This window comes from Methanosarcina sp. UBA5 (assembly GCF_002505485.1).
GTDB lineage: Archaea > Halobacteriota > Methanosarcinia > Methanosarcinales > Methanosarcinaceae > Methanosarcina.
This window is the reverse complement of sequence record NZ_DAVG01000112.1, coordinates 54,613-67,370: the sequence shown is the minus strand read 5'-3', so window position 1 is coordinate 67,370 and position 12,758 is coordinate 54,613. Positions and strand designations below refer to the sequence as shown.

13 protein-coding genes and 1 tRNA gene are annotated in these 12,758 nt (G+C 39.9%); 11 read left to right on the top strand and 3 right to left on the bottom strand.

Annotation, left to right across the window (positions count from 1 at the left end; all coding sequences use genetic code 11):
- Positions 1-276 precede the first annotated feature (276 nt).
- The 5 genes from queC (at position 277) to nifB (ending at position 4,282) form a co-directional block, all read left to right on the top strand.
- Positions 277-972: a 7-cyano-7-deazaguanine synthase QueC gene (queC, locus tag BP621_RS13455; protein ID WP_292390826.1), complete on the top strand. Its 696-nt coding sequence runs from the start codon at positions 277-279 to the stop codon at positions 970-972.
- Positions 973-1,085: 113 nt separating this feature from the next.
- Entirely contained in the window at positions 1,086-1,646 is a 561-nt protein-coding gene (locus tag BP621_RS13450; RefSeq protein ID WP_292390823.1) for a DUF366 family protein, read from the top strand.
- On the top strand, positions 1,646-2,422 hold the full coding sequence (locus tag BP621_RS13445) for a 7-carboxy-7-deazaguanine synthase QueE (protein WP_292390821.1): 777 nt from the start codon (positions 1,646-1,648) through the stop codon (positions 2,420-2,422). Before BP621_RS13450 ends, BP621_RS13445 begins: the two co-directional genes overlap by 1 nt.
- A 78-nt stretch (positions 2,423-2,500) precedes the next feature.
- Positions 2,501-2,854, top strand: a complete 354-nt coding sequence (gene queD, locus BP621_RS13440) for a 6-carboxytetrahydropterin synthase QueD (RefSeq protein ID WP_292391055.1) — start codon at positions 2,501-2,503, stop codon at positions 2,852-2,854.
- A 462-nt stretch (positions 2,855-3,316) separates the two neighbouring features.
- Positions 3,317-4,282 carry a nitrogenase cofactor biosynthesis protein NifB gene (gene nifB / locus BP621_RS13435; protein WP_292390818.1) on the top strand — a complete coding sequence of 322 codons (966 nt, stop codon included), beginning with the start codon at positions 3,317-3,319 and terminating at the stop codon, positions 4,280-4,282.
- A gap of 194 nt (positions 4,283-4,476) precedes the next feature.
- On the opposite strand, the gene BP621_RS13430 is transcribed toward nifB, so the two are convergent.
- Positions 4,477-4,653 carry a 4Fe-4S binding protein gene (locus BP621_RS13430; RefSeq protein ID WP_292390817.1) on the bottom strand — a complete coding sequence of 59 codons (177 nt, stop codon included), beginning with the start codon at positions 4,651-4,653 and terminating at the stop codon, positions 4,477-4,479.
- Between the two features lie 371 nt (positions 4,654-5,024).
- Between BP621_RS13430 and BP621_RS13425 the strand changes: the two genes are divergently transcribed.
- The gene (locus tag BP621_RS13425) at positions 5,025-6,005 is read left to right on the top strand and encodes a methanogenesis marker 2 protein (RefSeq protein ID WP_292390814.1); all 981 of its coding nucleotides are present in this window, start codon (positions 5,025-5,027) and stop codon (positions 6,003-6,005) included.
- A 239-nt stretch (positions 6,006-6,244) separates the two neighbouring features.
- Here the strand turns inward: BP621_RS13425 and BP621_RS13420 are convergent, their stop codons facing one another.
- Complete coding sequence (locus BP621_RS13420) at positions 6,245-6,553, bottom strand: hypothetical protein (protein WP_292390811.1); 309 nt, start codon at positions 6,551-6,553, stop codon at positions 6,245-6,247.
- A 785-nt stretch (positions 6,554-7,338) separates the two neighbouring features.
- On the opposite strand from BP621_RS13420, the gene BP621_RS13415 reads away from it, so the two are divergent.
- From BP621_RS13415 to BP621_RS13400, 4 genes are all read left to right on the top strand, one after another.
- Positions 7,339-7,653 carry a DUF5611 family protein gene (locus BP621_RS13415; protein WP_292390794.1) on the top strand — a complete coding sequence of 105 codons (315 nt, stop codon included), beginning with the start codon at positions 7,339-7,341 and terminating at the stop codon, positions 7,651-7,653.
- A gap of 66 nt (positions 7,654-7,719) precedes the next feature.
- Positions 7,720-8,232, top strand: a complete 513-nt coding sequence (locus BP621_RS13410; protein ID WP_292390792.1) for a chorismate--pyruvate lyase family protein — start codon at positions 7,720-7,722, stop codon at positions 8,230-8,232.
- A 196-nt stretch (positions 8,233-8,428) separates the two neighbouring features.
- A tRNA-Thr gene (locus BP621_RS13405) sits at positions 8,429-8,500 on the top strand.
- A gap of 1,201 nt (positions 8,501-9,701) precedes the next feature.
- Complete coding sequence (locus tag BP621_RS13400) at positions 9,702-10,460, top strand: hypothetical protein (protein ID WP_292390790.1); 759 nt, start codon at positions 9,702-9,704, stop codon at positions 10,458-10,460.
- A gap of 605 nt (positions 10,461-11,065) precedes the next feature.
- On the opposite strand, the gene BP621_RS13395 is transcribed toward BP621_RS13400, so the two are convergent.
- Entirely contained in the window at positions 11,066-11,359 is a 294-nt protein-coding gene (locus tag BP621_RS13395) for a hypothetical protein (RefSeq protein ID WP_292390787.1), read from the bottom strand.
- A 793-nt stretch (positions 11,360-12,152) separates the two neighbouring features.
- Between BP621_RS13395 and BP621_RS13390 the strand changes: the two genes are divergently transcribed.
- The gene (locus tag BP621_RS13390) at positions 12,153-12,710 is read left to right on the top strand and encodes a hypothetical protein (protein WP_292390785.1); all 558 of its coding nucleotides are present in this window, start codon (positions 12,153-12,155) and stop codon (positions 12,708-12,710) included.
- The last annotated feature ends 48 nt before the right edge of the window (positions 12,711-12,758 follow it).

The following is a 12,758-nucleotide window of genomic DNA, read 5'->3' as shown; positions in this document are numbered from 1 at the left end:
GAGTATTCCGAGAATCCTGAAAGAATATATATGAGTAATCCTGAGTCAATAAACCCGGAAAATCTTGAAACCACAAATTCAAGGAAATTCCCACTGAGTTTTAACGATGAATTTAGTTCGATTAAATAATCAGTTAAATTTTCTGTTGAGTTTAAATAATCAGTTAGATTTCCTGCTGAGTTTAAATAATCAGTTAAATTCCCTTTTGAGTTTAAATAGTGAGTTTGATTATAAAGTTAAAATCTTGAGTTAATAAAGTTTAACTGGTGAGTAAAAATGAGAGCTATAACCCTCCTGAGCAGCGGGCTTGATTCAGTTGCAGCGCTCGCAATCGCAGCAGAAGATTTTGATATTGATATGGCTATTACCTTTGATTATGGGCAGAGGGCCAGAGAGAGGGAAATTGAGTACTCACGAAAGGTATGCGAATACTTCGGAATTGAGCACAGGGTTATAAAGCTGGATTGGCTTTCGGAAATAACTTCCACCTCTCTCGTTAACAGGGATGTTGAGGTCCCATCCTTATCTTTTGAGGACATTGATGAAGCGGCCCCTGCAGAAATTACAGATGCTTCAGCAAGGGCCGTCTGGGTTCCTAATAGAAACGGGGTAATGCTTAATATTACAGCAAGTTTTGCCGAAAGCAAAGAATGTAAATATCTTGTCGTTGGCTTTAATGGAGAAGAGGCAGGCACTTTCCCTGACAATTCTCTTACTTATGTGCAGGCAATGGACAGGGCTTTTTCTTACTCCACCCAAAACGGGGTGAAGATACTGGCTCCTCTAATTGAACTTGGAAAAACCGAAATCGTCAGAAGAGCTCTAGAAGCAAAAGCTCCTCTTGAGTACAGCTGGAGCTGCTATCACGGAGGAGAAATTCCCTGTGGAAAATGCGAGAGCTGCATGCGCAGGGCACGTGCATTTAAAAATGCAGGTGTAAAAGACCCTCTTCTGGAGAGACTTGGAATCTGAACCGAAAGGAGACGCCTGGAACCTGAACCAAAGGAATCGGGCAGGATACCGACAAAGTACATTAAGAAAGAATTAGAGAAAAAGCTTGCAGAAAAACTTGCAGAGAGAATTTTATGAAATGTATTGTTTTACCTAAAAAATTTGATTATGACGGGAGCCAGATTTCCTCTCTCTGGGCCTACAACAGTTTTGGAGTTCAGGAAGACTCGGTTGTAGTTTTCAGAGGAGCATGCGACGTAAAAATCGAGCACATGATCGACCTCGAAGACCGGCGTGCAAACGAATCAATCTGGTCCGAAGATATGGTAAGTTTCATTATAGAACATTTTGATTCTACAGACCTGAAACTTATCTATGCACGGCAGCGTTTTTTCACAGCTCTTGTAAGAGAATACCTTGCAGATCTCGGGGTGGAGACAACACGGGAAGGAGATGACCTTTTCCTTAAAGGAAAGAAACTTACAGTCTCGATTGCAAGTACCTCTGCAGTTTCCCAGAAAATCCACTTCGGCATCAACGTCTCTCACGATGTATACGGAAATCTGAAAGATGCAGGGATGGGAGAAGACAAACAGGTTGCAAGCTTTATGCAGGCAATAGGAGAAGCCTATGTCCGCGAGTTTAAAGATATAGAAAAGGATCTGAGAAAGTCCAGGTCTCTGGGGGTTGTATAATGGCAGCCTCTGACTTTATTTCTGCTCCGATAAGGGAGGTTTTCTGTTCTGTGCAGGGCGAGGGCCCGTATGTTGGAACAAGGCAGGCTTTTGTCCGCTTTTCTGGCTGCAATCTCAATTGCAATTACTGTGATACCGACTTTGCAAACCCCGGAACCTGCGATTATGAACAGGCGGAAGGGAGCGGAAATTTTGAGAAAATCAAAAACCCTGTAAGTGTTGATCAGCTGGAAGCTATACTACAGCCTTTCAAAAGGCTCCATTCTGTCTCCCTTACAGGAGGAGAACCTCTCTTGCATGCGGATTTCATAGAAAAGCTAAACCTGACTTCGCCGCTTTACCTTGAATCCAATATGACCCTCCCTGAACAGGCCAGAAAGCTGACTGAAAAGGTTGTTTATGTGTCAGGAGATTTCAAACTTCCCGAATCACTCCGGGGTATAGGGCCTGAATCCCGAGAAGCACATATGGAGAATACAATAGAGTGCTTCAGGCTTTTGAGAAAAAACAATTCAAGGGATTGCTTTTGCAAGATTGTTGTAGATAGCAACACGGAATTAGAAACTGTAACTCCAGCCGTAGAGGCTATAGCTCCTTACGTCTCCTGTGTAATCCTCCAGCCTGAAACCCCGATTGGACGTGACGTGACGAATCCGCTATCTCCGCGATCTATACAGGCATCCGTACAGAATATTATGGAACTGCAGAAAAACCTGCTTGATATTATAGACACACGAGTTATCCCCCAGACTCACAGAATGTGGGGTTGCTTATAACCGAAATTGAATATAGCAAAGAACGTACTGAGATGTGAAATTCTTGAAAAATATTTTATTGAAAACGGAGTGTACCAGATGACAAAAATGAGATTGGGAGTTATTGACTATATTGATAGTGCCCATTACCTTCCTGGGCACGGAAAATGCGGAAGAGTACACGGTCATACTTATAAAATTGAGGTCGTGGTAGAAGGGGAGGTCAGGGAAAACGGAATGGTCATCGATTTTTACGACCTGAAGAAGGGAATCAAGGAAACCCTTAAAGAATACGACCATATTCTGTTGAATGAAATCCTAGAATTTCCAAGTTCCGAGCACCTCTGCCAGCATATTCACTCCCGCCTCCTGGAGAGATTTGGTTTTCCGCTTAAGGTAAGGGTCTGGGAAGGTGAAGGCAAATGGTGCGAAATGGATAATTTCTCGGAATGATCATATCCGAGAATGTTTATCTTGAGAACGTTTATAATTAGTTCCATTTTACCCAAGACTCATTAAGGAACAAAATTCACTGAATGAGCAGTTTCAAAATTCCGACTATTCATGTTTTTGGTCAAAAACATGTATTTCATTTAGTCCTATTGATCTGGTATATCTACTCCAAAATATTGGTCAAGAAGGATTGGAGGTAGTTTTGAAACAAGCTCAATTATAAATAAATTCACTGAAAGCCCGTTATACCATGCTGAGATTTTATATATTTAAAGGGATTTTAATATCAAATTTAAATTTAAATACTGTAGGAACTCGGTGGAGGCATCTAAAATTCTCCAAATTCCAGATAAATTCACAATGTATATCAAGGGGTGCATCATAAACTGGGTTAGATATTCTGAAATCCCCCTGCACTGAGGTTCTGCTGTACTTTCAAACTCTGAACGGAGGAGAACACATTTGCCAGAAGACAATCCTATAAATGACATAAACAGCCCTGAATTTGAAGAAGGACTCCTGAGAAAGATTGCCGAACATCCCTGCTACGACAGGAAAGCCCAGCACAAGTACGGGAGAATTCACCTGGCTGTGGCTCCTTCATGTAATATCCAGTGTAACTTCTGCGTTCGGGAATTTGATTGTGTTAACGAAAGTCGCCCAGGAGTTACGAGTAAGGTTCTTACTCCACAGGAAGCTCTTGAGAAGACAAAGCAAGTCCTAAAAGATTATCCCTTTATCAAGGTTGTCGGAATTGCAGGCCCAGGCGATCCTCTGGCCAACAAAGAGACTTTTGAGACCTTTGAACTAATTAAAAAAGAGTTTCCTGAACTCACGCTCTGCATGAGTACAAATGGGCTCCTACTCCCCGAAAAGCTGAAGGACATTCTGCGCGTAGGAGTCTCTACATTAACGGTAACAATAAATGCGATCGACCCCGAAATCCAGGCAAAAATCGTGGATCACGTAGTTTATCACGGAAAAATCTACAGGGGAATCGAAGGCGCAAAAATCCAGATCAAGAACCAGCTTGAGGGCGTTAAAGCAGCTGTAGATGCAGGCATTGTTGTCAAGGTAAATACCGTGCTCATCCCGGGCCTTAATGACAAACATGTAGTTGAAATTGCCAGAAAAGTCAATGAGCTCGGGGTCTATATAATGAATATCATGCCTCTTATTAACCAGGGAGCCTTTGCAAACATTGAGCCGCCTACTGCAGAAGAGAGGAAAGCTGCCCAGCAGGCGTGTGAACCTTATGTCTTGCAGATGCGCCACTGCAGGCAGTGTAGAGCTGATGCTTACGGACTTCTTGCTCAGGATATGTCACAGATGAGCGAAGAGCGCAGAAAGCTCATAAAAATCCAGACAAAAGAGGATATCGAAAGAGCAAGAAAAATCCTTAAGGAAAACGGGACGCAGAAAGCTTGAAAAGAGCAGGGACTCCAGGTCAAAAAATTATCTTTCCAGTAGCAGAGTAATTTTTAGCTCTGAAATTGGAAAAAGCTTCTAAATTATAATTCAAATAAAGAAAATTCTAAATCAAAAACCTGAAAAGGCGGAGTAAGAGTACTCCGCTTCTCAGATCTATTTTAAAAGTGTATTTAATATTGTACTTATAAACATTACTCGATTGTGATTGCATTGTTCGGGCAGGCGTCTTCACATGCACCGCAGTCAAGGCACTCATTTTCGTCGACAACTGCAGTATCGTCATCGTTGAGGGAAATTGCAGCTGCTGGGCATTCATCTACACAGGTTCCACAGCCTGTACAGGAATCGGCATTAACTTTTGCTACCATTTTTTTAACTCCTTTTTTAAGAGTACGAGATTTTTATATATCTAAACTCATATTAGGTTGCCTTAATAAAATTAAATTACTTAATAAAAAGCTATCGCTTCTTTTCTGTGAAACAAAGAACAAAAAAGATAAAGGATAAACGAATAGGTACTCACGAAAATATCCCAGAATTCTTTCACAATGGGAGTTTCGTAAGCTATCAATGAACTCGATAGTTTACTGATAATGTACTGTATTACTGATATGCTCTCATATTTGTACTATTGATTACTCGTATTTACACTGCTGAATTACTCGTATTTGCTATTTATATATTCATTTTGTACTACTCAAATACTCATATAAATTTAAAAACAAAAGGAAGCCTGACATTGAACCTGGAAGAGCTTGCAGAAAGGATAAAAAACTTTGAAGGGGTTACCCGAAAAAAACAGATTGAGGACATTGTTTCAGTTTTCAAAGCCGTCCGCCCGGAGTATCAGAATGCGATCGTTGATTTTGGAGACGATGCGGCAGTTATCGATATCGGAGGAGATGATGTTATCCTCTTTGCAGCAGATGGAATCTGGGGAAGGATACTTGATGTCAGTCCCTGGTGGGCAGGCTATGGAGCTGTAGTCGTTAATGTAAACGATATCGCAGCAATGGGAGGAAAGCCTCTTGCCATGGTAGATATAGCTTCCTCAAACTCTGAGACGGCCTGTAAGGAACTTATGGAAGGCCTGGCTGAAGGGGTCAGGAAATTTGGTGTCCCGGTTGTAGGCGGGCACGTCCATCCTGATACTGAGTACAATTCCATTTCCGTTGCTATTATCGGGATAGTGAAGAAAGACTGCGTAATCCGGAGCGATACCGCCCGTTCCGGAGACCTGGTTATTGCAGCTTACGATATGGACGGAAAAATAGGGCCAAATTCCCCTTATAGCTGGGATACGACATCTTTTAAAGATCCTGCAGTGCTCAGGAAGAGCTATCTTGTAACCCAGGAAATTGCAAAACGAAAACTCGCTACTGCAGGAAAAGACATAAGCAACCCAGGGCTTATAGGAACGCTTGGTATGCTCTGTGAAACAAGCAGAGTTGGCGCAGCCGTAGACCTTGAAAAAGTCCCGAAACCCGACAACGTGGATTTTGAGCAGTGGCTAAAAGTGCATCCCGGAACAGGCTACGTGTTTACTGCAGATGCGGAAAAGGCCGAAGAATGCAGAAAGGTCTTTGAAGAAGCTGGGCTTACAGCTGCTATTATCGGAAAAATTGAGGCTGGCTCAAAACTCGATATGTATGATAAAACAGATAAGGTAACGGTGTTTGATTTCTCAAGGGAAAGCATTACAGGTATCTGTTCCGAATAATCGGAACCTTCCTGCCAGTATTTCCTTTTTAACGTCTTTTATCTTTTAAGCTCAGCCTTTTAAATAATTTTCCAAAGTCTACATTTTCACGTCTTATTCAAAAAAAGATTAATTTCTATTTTTATTTTTCAATCCGGGATTTTATATTCTTCAGGCCGCTTGCTCGAAGAAATTTAACCGGATTGAGGAACTCAACGGGATTACTTGAAAAAGTTAGCCAACTGAGAATGTTTAGTTGATTACTGGTTTTCTACCCAGGCTTTCATTTCGTCGTAGAGGAATTTCTCAGCAGCCTGAACTTTCTCCAGAGGGCCACGGAGAACCAGGAGTTCTCTTTCTTCGCTGTTTGCTACGCCTACGAACATCTTCCTGGTAACAGGTTCAAGCCCGAACTCTTCAACAATATCGTAAATAATAGATACAACCGTTCCTGGGGGGATTATAAGGTCATACAGTTCTTCAATTTTCAGATCATCGCATTCTTTTGCATTTTCCTTTTCAAGTTGCTTTGCGGCAATTAATTCTTCCAGATTAAGTGTTTTATGCATCCTGGGATCACCTTATTATTTTTCCTTCTCATTTTTTCTGTTTGTAGCTTCCATTAGTTTCTATCAGCTTCAATCAAAAGAAGCAGGTTTATTCAAGCGGACAGGCTTTTTGTTTGCGAATTTTTAAGCAACGAATGAGGTAAATCAAATTAAATGTTAGTATATATTATGTAGCTAACGAGGTCTCCTTTTTGTACCAATTTATGATAGACATAATCATATTTATGATTGATTCTTGCGAGCATTATCTATTTTGGGCCGAATGTTTAATTTGTTAATTTGTGAAGTTACGCTGATACTATAAAATTATATTATCTAGCTCAAGAAGTTAAATTAAAGTTCTATATTCTAATGTAAATTATACTGGAAGTAAACTCTAAATAGATATACAGAAAAAATACAGATAAACTTAGATATAGCCGGCTAAATATGGAAGAAAGGAACGCTCTCAAGAGAAAATAGAGATATCCATGTTAAGAGACTTTGTTTTGGATTGATTAATAAGTTATTCCTGTTTATACTAAATTAATAAACAATGTTAAATATGAGCAAAACTGAATTATTAGAGACATACTATAGAATACGTGATCTTTTTCCTTACTTTATATGATGCGCTGGGTGTGACGAAATGTACTGCACGTAAGGGAAATGCGCTGGATGTAAGGAAATGTACTGCGACATAGGAAATTTAATGGAAAGTTAGGGAATGTGAGTGGAAAGGTTCTAAGCAAACCGATTCTAAGCAAACTTTATCTGAGATGAAAATCTCTTATAAGAGGATAGCAATGCAGCAGTATAAATTGAAGCGTGGTTTTAAGCCTGATATTGACAGGATTTACTCTGTAATGACGGAGTGTTTTCCCGGGGAGATCTCCAGAAACGAAGGGGTTCTTGAAACCTCCTATGGAGCTATGTCAAAGATAATAATCTGGATTGAGAATAAAATGCTCTCTGTGGACACGGTTTCCGATAAAACAGTAACTAATGATGAAACTGTCCTGCAGACAAATAAGGCCTTCCGGGATTTCCTGTATAAAGCTACCGGCTACACAGCAAAAGAACGAGTAAAAAATGCCAAGAAAGATGTCAGTGGGGAGTAAAACTCCTTACGACTTAATATATTTTGAAATTTTTACTACCTGACACCCTTACCTTGAGGTATCTTTTTGAGTGGCGATTTTCTGGAAAAACTGAAGAGCTTTGAGATTCCCACCTGCCTGCGGGTCTGCTGCGGAACCGACGGCTCGGTGACCTTCCTGCTGGAGATAATGACCCGAAAGTCGGTAAGTGTGATAACCGAATCCCAGTACACCGTTAAGGCTGACAAAGCGATGGCTGCCCTTCTGGATGTGGAAGAAGGCAGTGAGGTAAACGATAGGGTAGTCCGGCTCTCTGCAGGAGGCACGACTTTTGTCTATGCAAGATCCCTCTCCCCACTGGAGCGCATGCCTGAAACCATGCGGGAACAGCTCATGCGGGCGGACATCCCGATCGGCCGGATTCTGCGCAGCCATAACCTTGAAACCAGGCGCGACATGGCCGAACTTGAAATCCTGGAAGGGGAACCCACCTTCGACGGCATACCTATCCTTTCCCGCTCCTATAAAATAGTCCACAAAAACCACGTCCTCATGTGGATTAACGAGCGCTTCCCGATCGATGAGCGCTGGAATTTATAAAGGAAATCTCGGGGGATGACAAGCTAAGCACTAAAATTGGAACAAAATAGCTTTTTTGAAGCAAGTTTTCCCAATTTATTAAAACAAACTCGCAAATTTTCCAGCAGTCCGGGGGAAAATCCCACCGATTTCTGCTTTCAGTCGAAACCTTTATATCTCTGCTGTGATATTTTGGAGATGCTCTTTGAGCATCAGTGCCTTGGTGGCTTAGGGGTATAGCGCGTCCTTGGTAAGGACGAGGTCGCGGGTTCAAATCCCGCCCGAGGCTCTTTCTATTTTTTTTGTTCAGTTCCGTATGTCATGCTGTCTTCTTTTTCAATGTGTCCCATTTTTACTTACATGAAATACCGCAAAAATCTAATGTCGACCTGCCGAATGTAGTATTGATGCGGAATTCATTAGCCTTTGGCATGCAGCACTAATTTGTCGATTTATAAAAAAACGGTCAAAGTCTTCTCTGGATGGTAAATCACTAATATATGCTGCCTTAGCCTTTAAATGTCTAAACTGTTCTTTTAGTTCTTTATCTTCAAACTTAGTATTTATAGTACTATTAGTCCATAGAACATAATCTCACTCTCCAGCTTTTAATTTTTTAGCCATCAAAGCATATTTTTAAAATAGTCAGAGTATAAATAATCTTCTATCTAAAGATGATATATAAACTTAAATATTTTTTGGCCTTTATTTAAATCAGTAATAAGAGAGCTAAATACTTTCTTTGCTAGATCATTATAATTATCAAATATCTGATTTTGAGAATTAAATCTTATTAATATCTTTTTTTATTTCTTTATCGTTATAATTGGTGGTCCCTCAATAATCAGCTGATATTTTCCAGAGTACTCACACATTCGCTTTTTGCTCTCGTTTTCTGCTTTGTGTACACTCAATTTCCTGTAAGCAGGTAAGCTTAGAGAACTATGCAACTTCGTAAAAATACTCAAAGAAAAAATATCAATCACTTACTAATGCACGGCCAAGAATTAAGATCAATAGAACTAAATGGGGCATCTGTTTTTGGTATAGAACATGAATAGGTGGAATTTTGAAACAAGCTCACCGGAAAAAACAAAAATGAAACTGTCTGTAAAAATTGGGGTAAGCCTCTTTAAGAACTCAATATATAAATCAGGAATACTGGATACTACTTTTCCTTATTTTTTAATCAATCTCTTTATTTTTCATATGAGCAGTCTATATAACCTTCACCCAATAAATATTTTAATTTCTCGGAAACGTGACTTATAGAAGGGGACAATTCCTGAGGTCGTCCAGAGTCACGGTAGGGTCAAAGTGTAGATTTATGTAAAAATGCCTGGCTGCTTGTTCAAAGAAATTAAAAATACATATGGACACACTGCCAAACATTTATTTATATGTTAAATGTGTATTATCTAGCGAGTTTAATGTTTTATGCGCTAATTTCGCAGTTAAACTGAATGAATTAGATAAAGAGGTTAGTGACAATGCATAAGAAACATGAACTAAAAGGAGAAGCTGTCAAAGCAACCAAAAAGGCGAAAACCGAAGTCAAAAAGAATTACGGGATAAAGGAGAAGTCTGGCTCTATACCCCGTTACGTTCCTGGCTCCTGGGAAGGGACAAAAAAGAGCGCGGATATTGAACAGATCAGGCACAAACAGCGTTATGCGCCAGGATTCTGGAAGGGGACCGTAGAAACCTCAAGAGTAGAGAAGCCCGGCTATAAGCCAAAATACATACCCGGATTCTGGAAAGCGGCAAAAGAGAATCCAAGGCTTGAGAAAATAATGCACAAACAGCGTTACATTCCCGGACTCTGGAAAGGAACTGCAGAGACTCCGAAAATTAAAAAAGGTGACTACAAGCCGCGTTATATTCCTGGCTTATGGAAAGGAACAAAAGAAAACCCAAAATTAAGTAAAATGAAGTACAAACAGCGTTACATTCCAGGATTCTGGAAAGGAACCGTAAAGACTCCAGAAGCAAAGAAAGCTGATTACAAGCCGCGTTATATTCCAGGCTCATGGACAGGAGCAGCAAAGAATCCGAAAATAGGGAGGATGAAGTATAAACAGCGATATATTCCTGGATTCTGGAAAGGAACCGCTGAGAAGGCTAGCTACAGATCTCGTTATGTGCCTGGCTCTTGGGAAGGAACAAAAGAAGCTCACAAGAGAAGTGAGAAATTTAGTTACAAGCCTCGTTATAGACCCGGATCCTGGAAGGGAATACCGGGAATCTGAAGGGGTTACGCACCTGAGAAGCAAAATAAAACACTGGCAGGTCTATAATAGAGATAATGATTGAAACTGCTTATGATCGAAAATACTTGAAGTCTCAAACTACTGTTTCTCAGTTCAATTGCATAAGTCTGAGAGTTTCCAGAAGCAAATAAGCACCTTAAATGAAGAAACAAGTGAAAAGGTCAAGGCAAAAAATTAGTGGGGGTCTTTGGCCAAATCTGAAAAATGCGCACACTTACTTTGTTTGATCGGATTTGAGAACCTTCTTCTTGATTACGATGTCACAGGAAAGGACTCCCATGACCTAATTTCGTAGCTTTTTTATAATTAGCTAGTTTCAGCCTCTTATTATTAAATTGTCCTAGTTTTTCATAATTAACGAATCTCAAGGGCTGCCTTTAATCCCTGTTTTTGATCCCTGCTTTTGTCCCATATTTTTGACCAGGCACAGTTTTGAACGCACGAATGCCTGCGAAACGTGCCTGCAGAGTTTAAGCTGTATCAGTTCTCGGAGAGATGCGAAGGATCTTTAAATCCTCGTTTTTCAGGGGATAAGCCTGAAATATTCCCGAAATTTCACGGATTTCAGGGAAAATTTCAAAAAATTATACATTTCCTGAGACTGCATTCCGCAGGCAGGTTTCCCAGTCTTCAGGGTTATCTATATTGTCGCACTGCCACTCAAACTCGCGCCTTGCAAGCCTGATGGTTGCACGTGCTTTTTTGAGTGGGACCAGCTCTTTCCCGACATCGCCAATGCCCCCGACTTCCAGGCAGCTTACGAGATCAACCATAAATTTTTCCAGACTCTCTGGCGGTATCGATTCGTTCCTTGCATGGATTTCTGTGCATTTTGCAAGATATTCTGCAAGTACTCGGATCAGTTTCGTGTCACGCATGATTGTAACTCCTCTGTACGATAAGTGGGGCAATTCACCTCGTTACACTGGGCTTTAGATTTGATGATCACAACAATTATTATGACATTAATAAAAACGCAGACATATCTTCCTGAATTCAGCCCAGGATATCCTTCAATCTTGATTTTCCAGGGGCAATACCTCAAACAGCAATTAAAAATATGTGTTTTCGAGGCTTAAAGTTTTCTAAATAATCGTATTTGAGAGAAACTATGTACATTTGAGTACCAGATGGAAGTTTATAAGGCCGTATAAAACGTCTTTTTTACTACTGCGGTTACGAAATAGATTTACAAGCCCGATTTTTTAAATTGGCTTCTTCAATACAAGTTTCTCTCGATCCTGCCTGATTACGAGCCAACTGAATATCTAGTTTGTCTGAAGATTTGACTCGCCTGAGTTATCTGACTTAATGGAGTGCAGGGACGCAAAGGTAGGTAAGGAGTCGTAGACAAAATTACGTAAAAATAATGAACGGATAGTAAAATAATGAACGGGTAGTGAATTATGAACGGGTAGTGAATTATGAACAGAAATTCGTAACTTATCGAGATCTGCTTCGGATACTTTTTTTACTCGGGTTTAGGTTTTCCTTATTTTTCTATAATTACTAAGCTTAAGAATAATTTATTCTATTATATTTATTTAGTTTCTAAGTATCTAAATATATACTTAGAAGTGGAGAAAATTTGTTTTATCAATAAGCAATATCCGTTGAAGTCAAGTTAGATAAAATATCGAGAATTTTTGACAATTTGAAGGAACTGAAATGTTGACTGAGGATGAAATCTTTGCCAATGAAAGTTATACCATAGATCTCTTAAAAGAGATCAAAAGAGAAGGAATTAAAGATTACATCCGGTATATTGAAAATTCCGATTTCTTTTCTGCACCAGCAAGTACAAAATATCATAGAGATTATCCTGGCGGACTTGTGGAACATTGCCTCAATTTATTAGAGCCGCTAAAATTATCGAACTCCCATCTTAAGAAGAAAGAGCAACTTTCTGAGGATTCTTTAATAATTATTGCTTTATGTCATGACATCTGTAAAGAAGGACTATATATTGGAAATCATGGAAATTATCGAACGTTGCCAGGCCATCCTGCAAATAATAAGCATTCAATTCTTTCTATTGAAAGGATTAAGAAATACATAAAACTTACACGTACCGAGAGGGATATAATCCTGTACCATATGGGGCTTTTTTCATGTTATGAATATGGTATGGAATATACCCCAGAAGATTTGATGAGAGCTATAAAAAGACACCCTCTTGTACAGATTTTTGCGGCCATTGATATGGAAGAAACCCACTGGCAAAGATAGAAATTAAGCTTTTTGACAAGCTTATAGGGATTTTCTACTTCTAGGTAC